General features: G+C 40.8%; 11 protein-coding genes and 1 pseudogene. 2 read left to right on the plus strand and 10 right to left on the minus strand.

Features of this window, described 5'->3' with window-relative positions; translation table 11 throughout:
- Positions 1 to 512 precede the first annotated feature (512 nt).
- The 10 genes from rlmD to pcrB all read right to left on the minus strand — a co-directional run bounded on the left by rlmD (position 513) and on the right by pcrB (position 13,399).
- Entirely contained in the window at positions 513 to 1,898 is a 1,386-nt protein-coding gene (gene rlmD, locus MUN88_RS02140; RefSeq protein WP_244720279.1) for a 23S rRNA (uracil(1939)-C(5))-methyltransferase RlmD, read from the minus strand.
- A 185-nt stretch (positions 1,899 to 2,083) separates the two neighbouring features.
- Positions 2,084 to 3,004: a diacylglycerol kinase gene (locus MUN88_RS02145; RefSeq protein WP_244720282.1), complete on the minus strand. Its 921-nt coding sequence runs from the start codon at positions 3,002 to 3,004 to the stop codon at positions 2,084 to 2,086.
- 339 nt (positions 3,005 to 3,343) lie between these two features.
- A complete protein-coding gene (locus MUN88_RS02150) occupies positions 3,344 to 3,490 on the minus strand; it encodes a hypothetical protein (protein ID WP_244720285.1) in 147 nt (48 codons plus the stop codon).
- A 346-nt stretch (positions 3,491 to 3,836) separates the two neighbouring features.
- Positions 3,837 to 5,270 (minus strand): Asp-tRNA(Asn)/Glu-tRNA(Gln) amidotransferase subunit GatB, encoded by a 1,434-nt coding sequence (gene gatB / locus MUN88_RS02155; protein ID WP_244720288.1) that lies wholly within the window; start codon positions 5,268 to 5,270, stop codon positions 3,837 to 3,839.
- Positions 5,270 to 6,739 (minus strand): Asp-tRNA(Asn)/Glu-tRNA(Gln) amidotransferase subunit GatA, encoded by a 1,470-nt coding sequence (gatA, locus tag MUN88_RS02160; protein WP_244720291.1) that lies wholly within the window; start codon positions 6,737 to 6,739, stop codon positions 5,270 to 5,272. The genes gatB and gatA overlap by 1 nt, the downstream gene beginning before the upstream one ends.
- Before the next feature lie 12 nt (positions 6,740 to 6,751).
- A complete protein-coding gene (gatC, locus tag MUN88_RS02165; RefSeq protein ID WP_244720294.1) occupies positions 6,752 to 7,042 on the minus strand; it encodes an Asp-tRNA(Asn)/Glu-tRNA(Gln) amidotransferase subunit GatC in 291 nt (96 codons plus the stop codon).
- 207 nt (positions 7,043 to 7,249) lie between these two features.
- Positions 7,250 to 8,422: a CamS family sex pheromone protein gene (locus tag MUN88_RS02170; RefSeq protein WP_369809932.1), complete on the minus strand. Its 1,173-nt coding sequence runs from the start codon at positions 8,420 to 8,422 to the stop codon at positions 7,250 to 7,252.
- Positions 8,419 to 10,431 carry an NAD-dependent DNA ligase LigA gene (gene ligA, locus MUN88_RS02175; protein ID WP_244720297.1) on the minus strand — a complete coding sequence of 671 codons (2,013 nt, stop codon included), beginning with the start codon at positions 10,429 to 10,431 and terminating at the stop codon, positions 8,419 to 8,421. The genes MUN88_RS02170 and ligA overlap by 4 nt, the downstream gene beginning before the upstream one ends.
- 21 nt (positions 10,432 to 10,452) lie before the next feature.
- The gene (pcrA, locus tag MUN88_RS02180; protein WP_244720300.1) at positions 10,453 to 12,702 is read right to left on the minus strand and encodes a DNA helicase PcrA; all 2,250 of its coding nucleotides are present in this window, start codon (positions 12,700 to 12,702) and stop codon (positions 10,453 to 10,455) included.
- Positions 12,703 to 12,718: 16 nt separating this feature from the next.
- Positions 12,719 to 13,399 (minus strand): heptaprenylglyceryl phosphate synthase, encoded by a 681-nt coding sequence (pcrB, locus tag MUN88_RS02185; protein WP_244720303.1) that lies wholly within the window; start codon positions 13,397 to 13,399, stop codon positions 12,719 to 12,721.
- Between the two features lie 722 nt (positions 13,400 to 14,121).
- Here pcrB and ahpC point away from each other — a divergent pair.
- Together ahpC and ahpF are read left to right on the plus strand one after the other, a co-directional pair.
- The gene (ahpC, locus tag MUN88_RS02190; protein WP_244720306.1) at positions 14,122 to 14,685 is read left to right on the plus strand and encodes an alkyl hydroperoxide reductase subunit C; all 564 of its coding nucleotides are present in this window, start codon (positions 14,122 to 14,124) and stop codon (positions 14,683 to 14,685) included.
- 15 nt (positions 14,686 to 14,700) lie between these two features.
- A pseudogene (gene ahpF / locus MUN88_RS02195) lies at positions 14,701 to 16,174 on the plus strand (alkyl hydroperoxide reductase subunit F).
- Positions 16,175 to 16,446 lie beyond the last annotated feature (272 nt).

Here is a 16,446-nt window from a genome sequence, read left to right on the forward strand (position 1 = left end):
AGTTTTTTCACTATATTTCAATACAGCAAGATTTTAGTACAAACGCCTTTCGCTGCAAAAAAAGCTTTGATCATGGCAGATTGCCAGGAACTTTTGTTTCTGTTTCATAAAAACTTTTGGGCAACGAACGATCCAATCGGACAATTCAACTTCATTTCGAGCACATATTGTCCGAAAGAGTGCCCCACGCGGAACAACCAACACTATATATGCCCTGACCAACACCAGAATTTCATAAAGTCTCATCAAATGTCAGCACTTCTCGGCATACTGAAAAGGAGATTGAATCTTAATATTACCCGTGTAAAACAATAATAAACTTTCCCTAAATCAGCCCCCCCAAGCCCCATTCCACAGTTAAAATAAAGTTTTCTCATTTTGTTGCATAATGGAAAGAAGAGAAAGACGAGACAAGGAATGGACATGAAAAAAACCCCGAAATCGCAAATGTTTAGTTTTACGAAACCAGGGTCGGACTAGCAAGTGTTTATTTTAACTAGCAAGTTTATTTTTTAATTAGACACTTTCAAATCAATCTGCGCCACAGACTCCACATGTGTCGTCTGCGGAAACATATCCACCGGCTGCACTTCCTTCGTCTCATATCCGCCATCCTCTAAAACGCGTAAATCACGTGCTAATGTGGATGGGTTACAGGATACATAGACGATCCGTTTCGGCTTCATTGCAAGCATCGCTTCTAACAATGCCTGATCACAGCCTTTCCGAGGGGGGTCTACTACAATAACGTCTGGCTTCAAGCCTTGTGCCTGCCACCATGGCATTACTTTTTCGGCTTGGCCTACGAAGAATTCTGCATTATCGATATGATTTAATTTTGCATTATCTTTGGCATCACTGATCGCTTCTGAAACGACTTCGACACCGTATACTTTCTTCGCCTGTTTCGCCAGGAATAATGAAATCGTACCGATACCACAATACGCATCAATGACGATTTCATGGCCTTTCAAATCAGCATATTCCAAGGTTTTGTCATAGAGCTTTTTTGTTTGCGTTGGGTTAACTTGATAAAATGATTTGGCCGAAATCGCAAAACGGATGTCTCCGATCTCATCATAAATATACTCCTCTCCCCAAAGCACTTTTGTTTTCTTGCCTAGAATAACATTAGTGCGATCCGGATTTATGTTCTGTATAATTGATTTAATGTGTGGGTAATTTTTCGTTAATTCATCAATTAACGTGTCCAGGCCCATCACTTTCTCCGTACGTGTCACTAAGACCACCATTGTTTGCTCCGTCTCTTGACCGGAACGAACCATGATATGGCGAAGCACACCTCTATTTTTCTCTTCGTCATATGCAGGAATGCCGAGACGATCTGCAATCGAACGGACTGCTTCTACCATCCTGTCATTGACTTCATCCGTAATGATACAGCGATCCATATCATCGATAATGTCGTGGCTTCTTTTACGGTAAAAACCAGTAATTAATTCCCCGTTATTGGTTCCAACGGGAATCTGGACCTTATTACGATAGCGCCATGGGTCTTCCATACCAACCGTATCATGTATTGGTATTCCCTCAATATGCCCAATCTTTCTCAACGCGCTTTCTACTTGTTTGCGTTTCATGTCAAGCTGCATCTGATAGCTCATGTGCTGTAATTGACAGCCTCCGCACTTGTAATACACATTACAAGGAGGATCGACACGATCTTCACTCTCGGACGTCACATTTACTAAACGTCCGAATCCAAAATTCTTCTTCACCTTGATAACCTTCACTTCTGCCGTTTCTCCTGGCAGACCGTATGGAACAAACAATGGATAGCCGTTTATTTTTCCTACACCATCACCTTCATGGGTAATATCTTCAAAATGTAATTCAATTGTTTGATTTTTCTTTACTGGTGGGGCAAGCTTGGCCATTATATCTACGTCCTTCTTTCGATAAATATCTAGTTTGAATAAATCGATTTACTTGTTATGCTGTCCAAATTTTATCACAGCAGACGACATTTAGGAAATCCATTGTCTAATTTCATCATTTCCTGGGAAATATCGTATATTTATGATGGAAAAAGGTACACTCTGCGACAGAATGTACCTTAATTCTACGATTCGATTTTATCTTGTTTTTCGATAAATTCTTTTGAAACAAAAAATTCAATGTGCTGGTACAGGTTTTCGAATTCACCAGGTAACAGACCACCATACTCGCCATCAATATTTAACTGCATCTTTTCTTCTGTGTGCACCTTGATGCGATTCGCTTTCGTATAAAAGATATGCTTGTCATCTAAATGTGCACCTCTTGTTGCAAGACTTGCTATTCGAACAAACTCAGCCAGGTTGGTTTTTCGAAGGATCACTAAATCAAAATAACCGTCATCCATCTTTGCATCTGGCGCCAATTTTTCAAAGCCACCGACTGAATTACTGTTGGACACAAGAAAAAGCATGATTTCATCATCAAACCATTTACCGTCATATTCAATTTGTACTTTGGTTGGTTTTAAAGCAGGCAATAAGAGTTCAATGCCTTTCAAGTAATAGGCGAGCTGTCCAAGCATTGTTTTTAATTTACTAGGGACATCGTACGTTAATTCTGTTAACTTTCCAGCGCCAGCGATATTCATAAAATAGTGATCGTTCACTTTTCCGATATCCAGCTTGCGGGTCTGATTTTCCAGTATTACATTTACAGCTTTTAGAATTTCACGTGGAATACTTAATGCACGGGCAAAATCATTGGTTGTCCCAACTGGAATAATAGCTAATTTGGGTCTATTATCCTGTTCAGCCATACCTTGAATTACTTCATTAATGGTTCCGTCACCACCTGCAGCAATAATCAAGTCAAATTGGCGTTCCACTGCTTTTCTAGCAGCACTTATCGCATCACCTTCACATGTTGTCGAATGGGCTGATGTCTCATATCCTGCTTCTTCAAACCTCCGCAAAACCTCTGGTAGTTCTTTTTTGAACGCTTCGCGGCCAGAAGTTGGATTATAGATAATGCGTGCTCGTTTCATAGTCATTCTCCTCATCACGTAAACCTTCTATCCTACATCATAATTGTTTTGGCTAAATTTGCAAATAAAAACACCTAAAGAAGTGTCTTTTTACTTTTTGTATATAAATCAAAATGTTCACTCATACGTGTTTTTAGCTGGTTAATATACCCAATAATTGATAAACTGATATTACATCTTTTTTCCTACAGAAACGATCAGAGTAGTTTTTCAAACGTTCTCAAGTTTGCGTTTGTATGTAATTAAATATTCATAAATGCGATAAATGAAATAAGGATTAATATAATAGGCATCATAATACCTATACTATTACAAATGATTCCTGTAATAGCTAATTTTCTACCCTCTTGTTTCAACTGTTTTATTTCCTTTAATCCCAAGTATTAGACCGATTGTACCAAGAATAATTCCAATCGCTGAGAATATTATCGTTACGATTGATAATATCCCTAAGATTAAAGCAGCAACCGCTTTTCCGTTATTCATCTTTTTCCTCCTTGTGAAATGATTTAGTTAACATGATAAAGCTGGTTGTTATATCTTCCATGATACTCATTTATTTTAACATAAAATTACAGTTATCTTCTTAATCTATGAAAATTCTTCCTTAATTAGCATAAATTTTGGATGGGCTTCTAAATTAAAATGTAATGCTACAGCTTATTTTAATGTACTTTTTGGCACCATTTCAACTATCTTTCTAAATGACTTTAGTGACTATACGTATATACTTACACTTTCACAGAAAAAACAGACCAAATCTGCTACGATCTGGTCTGTTTTGCTATATTATCAATTGGCAGAACTGCTGGTGTCCTTCGCAGTCCTTATATTATCTCTTATCCATTTCTTCCATGATAATTTTGTTTACCATTGGCGGGTTTGCTTGTCCTTTGGTTGCTTTCATTGTTTGACCGACAAGGAAGCCAAGTGCTTTGTCTTTACCATTTTTGAAATCGATGATGGATTGTTCGTTTTGATCAAGAATGCCAACAATGATTTCGCGTAATTGACCTTCATCAGAGATTTGGACAAGTCCTTTTTCTTTGACAATTTTTTCTGGATCGCCACCATTTTCTACTAGCTCAGCAAAAACTTTTTTCGCCATCTTAGAAGAAATCGTGCCATCCTCGATAAGCTGAATCATTTTCGCTAGAGCTGCTGGCGTCATTTTCAAGTCATGGATTTCGACTTGTTGTTTGTTCATATAGGCAGACACTTCACCCATTAACCAGTTCGATGCTTGCTTCGTATCTGCTCCTGCTTCAATTGCCGCTTCAAAGAAATCCGACATTTCTTTTGTACTTGTTAAAACAGCTGCATCATATGCAGGAAGATCAAGATCTTCTACATAACGGATGCGGCGAGCGTCTGGAAGCTCTGGGATTTCAGCACGAATGCGTTCCTTCCAGGCATCATCAATGTACAGTGGTACTAAATCTGGCTCTGGGAAGTAACGGTAATCGTCAGAACCTTCCTTGACACGCATAAGAATCGTTTCTTTCTTTTGTTCGTCATAACGGCGTGTTTCCTGAAGAATTTCGCCGCCATTTAGCAATACTTCACGTTGACGTTTCTCTTCAAATTCTAACCCTTTTTGTACAAAAGAGAAGGAGTTTAAGTTCTTTAATTCCGTCTTTGTACCGAATTCTTCCTGACCAACTGGACGAATGGAGATATTAGCATCACAACGTAGAGAGCCTTCCTCCATCTTACAGTCCGAAACCCCTGTGTACTGAATGATATTTTTTAACTTTTCCAAATATGCATAGGCTTCTTCAGGTGTACGAATGTCTGGCTCTGACACAATTTCTACAAGTGGTGTACCTTGACGGTTATAATCGACAGTGGAGTACCCATCTTCACCATGTGTCAGTTTACCCGCATCTTCTTCGAGGTGCAGACGCGTAATGCCGATTCGTTTCTTCTCACCGTTCACTTCAATATCAATCCAGCCATTCTCACCAATTGGCTGATCAAATTGCGAAATTTGGTAAGCTTTCGGATTATCTGGATAGAAATAGTTTTTACGATCAAATTTCGTATTTGTTGCAATATCACAGTTAATTGCCATGGAGGCTTTCATTGCATAATTTACTGCTTCTTCATTTAATACAGGCAGTACCCCTGGATACCCTAAGTCGATCGGGTTCACGTTAGCGTTCGGCTCTGAACCAAACGCATTAGGAGCGGGACTAAAAATTTTAGATGCCGTTTTTAATTCAACGTGTACTTCTAAACCAATAACTGTTTCAAAATTTGTCATTACTGGTCACCTCCTAAATTAGGACGTTTCTTATGGTGATCTGTCGCTTGCTCGTAAGCATAGCCGACACGATAGATCATGGATTCGTCAAAGTGTCGTCCAATAATTTGCAGTCCGATTGGCAGACCATCACTTGAGAATCCACAAGGGATCGACATACCTGGTAATCCCGCAAGATTGACTGGTGTCGTTAATACGTCATCGGTATACATTGTTAATGGGTCATCAATTTTTTCTCCGACTTTGTACGCTGGTGTTGGAGTTGTTGGCCCAATTACTACATCATACTCTGCAAAAATTTTCTCGAAGTCATTTTTGATTAACGTACGAACTTTTTGCGATTTTTTATAATAAGCGTCATAGTAACCAGAGCTTAACGCAAAAGTTCCAAGCATAATACGGCGTTTTACTTCATCACCGAAGCCTTCTGCACGAGAATGCTTAAACATATCGACCATGTCGACATTTTTCTCAGTACGCACACCGTAACGGACACCATCAAACCGTGCTAAGTTTGCACTCGCTTCTGAAGATGCTAATAAGTAATATGCTGCTACCGCATATTTAGAGTGTGGCAAGGATACTTCTTCCCATGTTGCACCAAGCTCTTCGTATTTCTTTAATGCTGCTAGAACAGCTTCTTTGACTTCGGGGTTAACCCCTTCATCTAAATATTCTTTCGGTACCGCAATTCGTAAGCCTTTGACGTCTTCTTTAAAGGCATCGCTGTATTGTGGCACCTCAATGTTGGCTGACGTTGAATCCATTTTGTCGTGACCCACGATTGCTTGTAATAGATGTGCGTTGTCTTGCACATTTCTTGTAATTGGTCCGATTTGATCTAAAGAAGAGGCGAAGGCAACAAGTCCGAAACGCGATACAAGGCCATATGTAGGTTTCATTCCAACAACACCACAGAACGCTGCCGGCTGACGAATCGATCCACCTGTATCAGAACCTAATGAGAAAAGAACTTCCCCTGCTGCTACTGCCGCTGCTGAACCACCACTGGAACCACCCGGTACATAATCTGTGTTCCATGGGTTTCTCGTTTTAGCATAGCTTGAATTCTCAGTAGAAGAACCCATCGCGAACTCATCCATGTTTAATTTTCCGATGTTTACGGTGTTTTCTTCTTTTAATTTCGTGACAACCGTTGCATCATATAGTGGATCATTGAGGTTATCAAGAATTTGGCTGGCACAAGTTGTACGCAAGCCTTTCGTTACGATATTATCTTTGATACCAATTGGCATACCATAAAGAATCGATGCATCTGCACCTAATGCTTCATCAAGTGCTTTCGCTTGTTTTTGTGCTTCTTCTTCGTTCAATGTTAGAAACGCTTGAACTTGATCATCTACTTCCTTGATTCTGTCATATGACGCAGAAACAAGATCACTTACGGTAATTTCTTTATTATGTAATTTTTCTTGTAATTCTTTTAATGTATAATCAAATAGTGACAAAAGAAACCCTCCTTATTCTAGAATTGATGGTACGCGGAATTGACCATCTTTTTGATCTGGTGCATTCTTCAATGCTTCTTCTTTCGTAATCCATTCTTTAGGCTCGTCCTTACGCATAACATTCTTCAAATCAAGTACGTGTGTCGTTGGCTCTACGTTATCCGTATCCAATTCATTAATTAATTCAGCGTAATTGATTATGTCTCCAAGCTGCTTTGTGAATGTTTCTACTTCTTCATCTGTCAAAGCTAGACGTGCTAGATTTGCCACATGCTTTACTTGTTCTTTTGAAATCTCTCCCATGTGATTCACCTCCGTTTAATTTTAAAAAAACTAACTATATCCAGGAGAAAGTCGACATTCTGCGCCTGTTTAACAAGGAACGCCCGACTTCTTCCATTTCCAACTAAAGCTAGACGATGTTTTTCGCTTATATTATATACATCCTTGCCATATAAGTAAAATTCATAACGTCTATTTTACCACTAATCTCAGGCTTTTTGAATAGATTTAGTCGTAGATATGGACAAAACCTTCTTCTTCTCCAGCATCTCTGACAATTAACGCTTCCTGGTTATCACCAGAAGTGATGTTGATTTCGACATTATAATCATCAGGGAAACCGTTCAATACTAATCCATAAACATATTGCGTAAATCCTATTAATTCTGCTTTACCATAAAACGATACTGGTATTTCCACTGTCAATTTACGAAGCTCACCATTCTGGAAGAATCCTTTACCAATAACACTTACATAATTCGGGAAATAGTTCGCGACATCCGCTTCAAAGTCCACCAGTGTTGCCGAAACATCTGGATAGGTGTTCTCTCCATAATTCGATGGGAATAGGACATGCTCTTCTTGTACATCCTCCCAGTCACCAACTGAGGAGCTGTCACCCGCTACATTCGCAGTCGCGACAAAATTACCCGGTACGAGTGAGTTTTGGTCCGCTTCGCGATAAACCGCCAGACGAATAGGAACATTGCCGAGTCCTTCCATTTGACGCAGTCTTTGCACGACTTCTCCTGCAATGGATTTCGCTTCTTTCATCATCTCTGTTTCTGATATTTCTTTCTCGTAGTACGGGGAATAGGTTCCATCATCTTGCTGTATACGAAAGCGATAAACGGACTTCATCGCTATTCCGATCGAGATACCAGCAAGCTCAACCACATCATCTTCCGACTTCTTCATATAATTTTGCTCTAAAATATGCGAAAGGTATTTCGGGCTGTCCTTTTCTGCTTCCTCTGCCGATTGATCTTCTTCTTGGGTAAGTTCAGGATTTAAGCCATTTGGCTGATCATTCTCATCATAGCGGGTTAACCAATTATACAAAATATCATCCGTTAAGTATTGACCTTCTTGAAAATAATAAGTTTCTGGATCGTAGACTTCCTTAGAGTGACGTCGCAGTCCTTCCTCCAATTCATCAATATCCAGCCGGTTCGAAATTTGATTGGTGATAACGCCACGTGCTTTACTTAGATTAGAGTCAATTAAAACACGATAGGTTTCATCAGACAGATTATGCTTTGGAATAATAGCAGATTCCTCTGTTGATTCATCCTTACTATCATCTACAACTGTTTCCTCCTGCTCCCCCTCGAAATTCGGTGCACAACCCGCCAGGATCAAGACAACAATTAAGAGGCTAACGACTGTCTGCTTCATCATGCTTCCTCCCCTAGTACTTCTTGCAATTTCGCTTCATCCCAAATCTCTATTTCCAACTTCTTAGCCTTATCCATCTTGGAACCGGCATCTTCTCCTGCGATGAGCAGATCTGTTTTTTTACTTACACTTCCTGTTACATTTCCACCTAATGCTTCAATGCGCTGTTTTGCTTCTTGTCTGGAGAAGATTTCTAATTTACCGGTAAGCACAACGGTCTTACCAAAAAAAATACTGTCAGACGGTGCATCGCTTGCTTTCGCACCTTTATAAGACATATTTAAACCGAGTTGCTTCAATTCACTGATAAGCTGCTTTACTTTTTCATCCGCAAAATACGTCACAGTCGAATCTGCCATCTTGTCCCCAATTTCATCGACAGCAACCAAATCTTCAAAAGTTGCATTCGCGAGATTATCCATCGTTTCAAAATGCTCTGCCAATGTTCTGGCTGCTTTCGATCCAACATAACGAATCCCAAGTCCAAATAACAAGCGTTCAAGCGAATTCTCTTTTGATTGTTCAATGGCTGTGAGCAGGTTCTGTACGGATTTCTCACCCATCCTCTCCAGCTTTAACAATTCGTCGTGCTCTAGACGATATAAATCGGCTATTGTGTGGATGTAGGATGCCTGGAACAATTGCTCGATCACTTTTTCTCCTAGTCCTTCTATATTCATCGCAAGTCTCGATACAAAGTGTATCAAGCCTTCCTGCAGCTGTGCCGGGCAGTTAGGATTAATACAGCGCAATGCGACTTCTTCTTCCAATCGGACGACTTCATCTCCACATGAAGGACAGGTATCCGGCATGGTAAAAGGTTTTTGTTCATCCGTACGCATATCTTCGACAACTCGTACTACTTCCGGGATGATGTCGCCAGCTTTTTTAATCACTACTGTATCGCCAATACGAATGTCTTTTTCTTGGATTAAATCTTCATTATGGAGCGATGCCCGCTGCACCGTTGTTCCCGCTACTTTCACAGGTTCAAGGATGGCGGTTGGCGTTACCACTCCGGTTCTGCCGACACTAAGTTCAATATCGATCAGCTTCGTCACAGCTTCTTCCGCCGGGAATTTATAAGCGATCGCCCAACGTGGACTTTTCGCTGTGAAACCAAGTTGTTCCTGTGCTTCGAGGTTATCGGCTTTGATAACAATGCCGTCAATGTCATACGAAAGATTAGCACGTTTTTCGACCCATGCTTCCACATATTGGATGACTTCATCGATTCCTTCGCATTTTCGCCATTCCGGATTGGTCTTGAACCCTAATTGCTGTAAGTATTCCAAACGATCACTATGTGTTTCTAACGAACCGGATTCCCATTCACCTACCGCATACAAAAAGATATCGAGGTTACGCTTGGCTGCTATCTTCGGATCGAGTTGACGCAAGGACCCTGCCGCAGCGTTTCGCGGATTAGCAAATGGTTCTTCATCATTTGCTTCACGTGCTTCGTTCATTGATAAAAAAGATTGCTGTGGCATATAGGCTTCACCACGCACTTCAATCGGAGAAGCATCTTTGATTCGAAGGGGAATACTTCTAATCGTCTTTAAGTTACTGGTAATATCCTCACCGGTCGTTCCGTCGCCTCGTGTCGCTCCCTGAACAAATAGTCCATCCTGATAACGTAAAGAAATAGCTAGACCGTCAATTTTCAATTCACAAACGTATGTGACTGTCTCGGTTGCTAAGCCCTCTCGGACACGACGGTCAAAATCTCGTAAGTCTTCTTCGTTAAATGCATTGCCTAAGCTTAACATCGGAACACGATGCGTAACTTTTTCAAAGGCATCAAGCGGCTCTCCTCCAACACGTTGCGAAGGGGAATCCGCTGTGACCAACGCTGGATATTCCGCTTCAATACTTTTTAACTGTTTCATTTTTTGATCATATTCCGCATCTGACACTGTTGGGTTATCCAGCACATGATATTGGTAGTTATATTCGTTCAATTCATCTCGCAATGCTTCTAGTTGTTGACGTGCTTCTTGCTTTGTCATGAATGGAGCACCTCCTTTTCGTTACGCCTTTGTAATGGGCGCGAATTTAGCGAGCAGTCGCTTGATACCTACTGGAGCAGGAAAAGCGATATCTAATTCTAATGCATCATCAGAGCCGTCTACTTTGACTACGGTTCCTCGTCCCCATTTTTTGTGATCAGCCTTGTCGCCAACATTCCAGCCAGCTTTCTCACCACCGGTTGTTTGGTTCACATTGCGAATCGCTTGTCGCTTCGGCTGCGGCTTTGGCTTATCAAAAGGTAAATCCTGATCCTGAATGGAGATTCTATTTTTCTTAGGAGGAGCAAAGAAAGCTTCCTCGATAGATTCTTTTCCTTCTAACAATTCTTCAGGAATTTCATTGATAAATCGACTGATCGGATTCATATTGGTGCGACCGAATAATGTACGCATCTTCGCATGAGATACATGGAGCATTTCTTCCGCTCTCGTGATCCCAACATATGCCAATCGTCTCTCTTCCTGCATCTGTTCTTCATCCATCATGGAACGACTGTGCGGGAATACACTCTCCTCCATGCCAATTAAGAAGACAACCGGGAATTCCAGCCCTTTTGCAGCGTGTAAGGTCATCATCGTCACACTATCTTCTGAGGTTGGGTCATCATCCATTCGGTCAATATCCGATACCAATGCGAGATCAGTCAAGAAACTGACAAGTGTTTTATCCTCGTTCGTTTCTTCAAAGTGCTTGGTTACAGTTTTGAACTCTTCAATGTTTTCTAAACGTGTTTGTGCCTCAATACTACGTTCATTGTGAAGCATTTCTTCGTATCCCGTTTTGTCGATGACTTCAGCAACCATATCTGTTGCTGTCAAGAATTCCTGCTGTTGTGTCCAGTTTTTGATCATTTGACCGAATCCCATTAATGATTTCGCAGCCTTCGCACTGACTCCGACAAAATCAACTTCCTGTACGGCAGTGTATAACGAAATATCATTGGCTGCCGCATAGGCTTGCAGCTTATCCATCGACGTTTTTCCAACACCTCGTTTTGGCACATTAACAACACGAACGAAGCTGATGTCATCATCCGGGTTCACGATTAATCGTAAGTAAGCAAGTAAATCTTTGATCTCTTTACGTTCATAGAACTTCGTGCCTCCGACCATCTGATAAGGAATATTGGCTTTCATAAACGTTTCCTCTATCGCACGTGACTGTGCATTAGTACGGTACAAAATCGCAACATCTTTATGGGTATATTTCTGTTCCTGCAGCAATGATTCAATTCGTTGCGCGACAATTAAGCCTTCTTCCCGTTCCGTTGACGCTTCGAAATAATGAATCTTGTTGCCGTTCTGGTTTTCCGTCCATAGTTTCTTCGGCTTTCGTCCGGTATTGTTGTCGATAACCTGATTGGCTGCATCCAGTATCGACTTCGTGGAGCGGTAATTCTGCTCTAACAATACAACCTTTGCTGACGGATAGTCTTTTTCAAATGATAAAATGTTGGTAATATCTGCACCACGCCATGCGTAGATCGACTGATCGGAATCCCCTACAACACAAAGGTTCTGGAATCTTGCCGCCAGTTGCTTCACTAATGAATATTGGGCATGGTTCGTATCCTGATACTCATCGACATGAATGTATTGAAAACGGCGCTGGTAATACTCCAGCACTTCCGGCACCCGTTGAAACAGATGGATCGTCTGCATAATTAAGTCATCAAAATCGAGGGCCTGATTTTTGCGCAAGCGTTTCTGGTATTCGGTAAATACCTCTGACACCTGACGATCATAGAAGTTGTTCACATTCTCGGCGAGCTTCTCCGGGGTAATCAGCTCATTCTTAGCGCTGCTGATCGTTCCTAAAAGAGCGCGCGGTTCAAACTTCTTCGCATCGATATTTTTGTCTTTGACGATATTCTTAATAACCGTTAACTGGTCACCACTGTCTAATATCGAAAAGTTGCGGCTATAACCAATCCGGTCAATATCTCTTCGCAAAATCCGGACACACATCGAGTGGAAGGTCGATACCCACATATCCTGTCCACCCGGTCCGACTAATCCGGAGATTCTATCCTTCATTTCCCTTGCTGCCTTGTTGGTAAAGGTTATCGCTAAAATGTTGCGTGGCGACACTTCTTTCTCATCTAATAAATAAGCAATCCGATGCGTTAACACTCGGGTTTTTCCACTTCCTGCACCGGCCATAATTAATAATGGTCCTTCTGTATGCTGAACAGCCTGACGCTGTCGTTCGTTCAATCCTTTTAATAATTCGTTCATCATCCGGCTCATTGTAACACCGTCCTTTTTACTTTGTTGCTTTTACTGTTTTTAAAGCTTCTTTCGGGTTGTCATAAATCACATTGCCGACAACAATTATATCTGCAAATTCAGTCATCTCGGCTGCTTGTTCCTTTGTTTCAATGCCTCCGCCGTAAATCAGCTTCGTATCCTGAAGTTCATTTTGAATCGCTTTTACAAGTGCGGGATCTCCATATGTACCGCTGTATTCTAAATAAAAAAATGGTAACTTTAGCAAATGCTCCGACATTCTCGCATAACCAATTGCTTCGTCATCAGTTGGCAACTTACAATCGGCATGCTGGTAGACTTTAGATTCGGGGTTCATAATACAGTAGCCTTCCGCAAACATCTCATCCCAGCTGATCACATCACCATACTCGACAACCGCTTCATGTTGTACATCAATCATCCATTTCTTCTGCTGACTGTTCAATACCATCGGAACAAAATAATAATCATAGCCTGGTGTGACCGATTCAATATTGGAGATTTCCAAAATCACTGGTACCGTATGACGGCGTATTCGGCTTAACAGCTGCAAGACACCATCCAATGTAACGTCGTCTGTTCCACCAACGATGATGGCATCCGTCCCTGATTCACACAGTTTATCTATCATATCTCCTGAAATTTCTTTCGCTGGATCGAGCTTGAAAATATGCTTCCATTCGTCCATATTATACACAATTAAATCCTCCATGTTCTATCTCTATAATAGTTAAGGAAACAGGCCAAGGTGTCGTCTGATGCAAGGCACCCTGATTCTTGTTAATTGACGATTCTATATCCATTATTTCATTATAGCAAAAATCTACACAGTTTTAGAATGATAACATAGTGAAAATCTCGTGAATTTTGTTTTCGTTTGTATTTATTGGAATTTTATGGTTTGGATTTAGCGTGTGGCTGTGGTTTGGTGGAGCTGATTACTTTTATGGCTGCTAGAATAGAGGCGTGATGTTTTTATTTGATAACAGTTAAGATCATCTGGAATATTTCAGATGACAACGAATGGCAATTTAACAAATGCGTGACAGATACAAGTTCTTTCTTTTGCAAAATTTCACCGTAAGATTTACCAATTGCTTGATAATCATAAGTCCTGAGATGGTAAGCGCATCTTTCGGAGGAGTAGAGATGAGTCATCATCAGGGTGAGCATACTCATGAAATACTGTTGCAACAACGGAAACTCTTTCTATTTATTTCCCCTTTATCTTACATGATCCTATCATTATTGTCGATAACCTGCGAGTATAAAACAAGCTATTATTGTTCAAAATGATAGTAAGGACACAAAAACTTGACACTACTACTATTCATTACCTTATAATGAAACTGATCTATCATTTGTGCTTTTTTTCACGAAGTACATAAAAAAGATAAAATTCAAGGAGGACAATCTATCATGTCATTAATCGGAAAAGAGATTCTACCATTCAAAGCATCTGCATTCCGCCAAGGAGAATTCGTAGATGTAACAGAAGAAAATTTCAAAGGAAACTGGAGCATTGTTTGCTTCTATCCTGCAGACTTTACATTTGTTTGCCCAACAGAATTAGAAGATTTACAAGATCAGTATGCTGAGCTTCAAAAACTAGGCGTAGAAGTATTCTCTGTTTCTACCGATACACACTTTACACATAAAGCATGGCACGAAAGCTCTGATGCTATTGGCAAAATCGAATACACCATGATTGGTGATCCTTCACAACAATTATCCCGCAACTTCGATGTATTAAGAGAAGAAGAAGGTCTTGCGGATCGTGGAACTTTTATCATCGATCCAGATGGTATTATCCAAGCAGTAGAAATCAATGCAGAGGGTATTGGCCGTGACGCTAGTACATTACTTGGCAAAATCAAAGCTGCACAGTATGTACGTAACAATCCAGATGAAGTTTGCCCAGCAAAATGGAAAGAAGGCGGAGAAACGTTAAAACCAAGCCTTGATTTAGTAGGGAAGATATAAGGAAAGAGGTCCAATATGCTTGATCAGGAAATTAAATCGCAGCTTAATGAATACTTAAAACTATTAGAAAACAATATTGTCATAAAGGCGAGCGTTGGATCAGATAATGTATCGAAAGAAGTAGAAGAACTAGTAAATGAGATTGCTGGTATGTCTGACAAAATCACGGTTGAAAATGGTGATTTCCCAAGAACACCTAGCTTCAGCATTAACCGTGAAGGCGAGGATACCGGCGTTGTATTTGCTGGTGTTCCGCTCGGACATGAATTTACTTCTCTCGTCTTAGCATTATTACAAGTCAGTGGACGCCCGCCAAAAGTAGATGAAAAGGTCATTGCGCAAATTAAACAATTGGATCGTCCGCTACATTTTGAAACGTTTGTCAGTCTATCCTGCCAGAACTGCCCTGATGTCGTACAGGCATTAAATGTGATGAGTGTTGTTCACCCTGACATTACACACACAATGATTGAAGGTTCTGCCTTTAAAGAAGAAGCAGATGGCAGAGATGTGATGGCTGTTCCAGCTGTTTTCTTAAATGGAGAATCGTTCGTCAATGGGCGTCAGACATTAGAGAGCATCTTAGAAAAGCTTGGCAGCAGGGTCGACACCACTGAATTGAATGAAAAAGATCCATTCGATGTCCTCGTTGTTGGTGGCGGACCGGCTGGCTCAAGTGCAGCTATTTATGCCGCTCGTAAAGGGATTCGTACTGGAATTGTTGCTGAACGTTTCGGTGGACAGGTTCAAGATACGCTTGGTATCGAAAACTTTATTACCACCACGTACACGGAAGGTCCAAGGCTTGTCGCGAACATGGAAGAGCATGTCCGTGATTATGATGTGGACATCATGAATTCCATGCGCGCGAAGTCTTTAACAAAAAGTGACTTGTTTGAATTGGAATTAGAAAATGGCGCAACGTTAAAAAGTAAAACGGTTGTCATTTCTACCGGTGCTCGCTGGCGAAATATCGGCGTGCCTGGAGAAGCCGAATTCAAAAACAAAGGTGTTGCCTATTGCCCTCACTGTGATGGACCGATTTTTGCCGGAAAAGATGTAGCAGTCATCGGTGGCGGTAACTCTGGTGTTGAAGCTGCCATTGACTTAGCTGGTATCGTCAACCAGGTCACAGTTATCGAGTATGCAGCGGAATTAAAAGCAGATTCTGTTTTACAAGACCGTTTGAAAAGCTTGCCTAACGTAACGGTTTTTACCAATGCCAAAACAGAAGAAATCTATGGATCTGATAAAGTTGAAGGACTTCGTTATTTAGATCTTGAAAGTTGGAGATGCAAAAGAAATTACGCTGGCAGGTGTCTTTGTACAGATCGGTCTTGTACCAAATACGGAGTGGCTGCAGGGAACAGTGGAAATGAATAAATTTGGAGAAATCATTGTTGATCAGCAAGGTACATCAAGTATTCCTGGTGTATTTGCAGCAGGGGATTGTACAAACAGTGTTTCTTTGGGCGTTCTAATTTTATAATTTCGTAACATACAAAAAAGGTCCCGATCTTAATGATCGGGACCTTTTTATTGTTGTGGTGGTGGTATTACAATCTTTTTGCGGAAGGCACGGCTTTTTTACTTAAAACATTTGAAGTCTGCTTATCTTCAGACGAATGGCTCTTCAACACTGTTTCAAACGCCTGAAGTTCACTCTTTTTCAGACGGAAGACTACTTTTTTCGACTTTTTATGTTTGAAGTTTGCTCTGCTTTAGGTGGAAAGCTTCTCATTTTGGCTTCTTACGCCTGAA

Origin of the sequence: Gracilibacillus caseinilyticus (assembly GCF_022919115.1) — a bacterium.
Classification (GTDB): domain Bacteria; phylum Bacillota; class Bacilli; order Bacillales; family Amphibacillaceae; genus Gracilibacillus; species Gracilibacillus caseinilyticus.

Coding starts and splice junctions, on each gene's coding strand:
- rlmD (WP_244720279.1), bottom strand. CDS start 1,898: ATGGCCAAGCTTGCCCCACCAGTAAAGAAAAATCAAACAATTGAATTA.
- MUN88_RS02145 (WP_244720282.1), bottom strand. CDS start 3,004: ATGAAACGAGCACGCATTATCTATAATCCAACTTCTGGCCGCGAAGCG.
- MUN88_RS02150 (WP_244720285.1), bottom strand. CDS start 3,490: ATGAATAACGGAAAAGCGGTTGCTGCTTTAATCTTAGGGATATTATCA.
- gatB (WP_244720288.1), bottom strand. CDS start 5,270: ATGACAAATTTTGAAACAGTTATTGGTTTAGAAGTACACGTTGAATTA.
- gatC (WP_244720294.1), bottom strand. CDS start 7,042: ATGGGAGAGATTTCAAAAGAACAAGTAAAGCATGTGGCAAATCTAGCA.
- MUN88_RS02170 (WP_369809932.1), bottom strand. CDS start 8,422: ATGATGAAGCAGACAGTCGTTAGCCTCTTAATTGTTGTCTTGATCCTG.
- ligA (WP_244720297.1), bottom strand. CDS start 10,431: ATGACAAAGCAAGAAGCACGTCAACAACTAGAAGCATTGCGAGATGAA.
- pcrA (WP_244720300.1), bottom strand. CDS start 12,702: ATGAGCCGGATGATGAACGAATTATTAAAAGGATTGAACGAACGACAG.
- ahpC (WP_244720306.1), top strand. CDS start 14,122: ATGTCATTAATCGGAAAAGAGATTCTACCATTCAAAGCATCTGCATTC.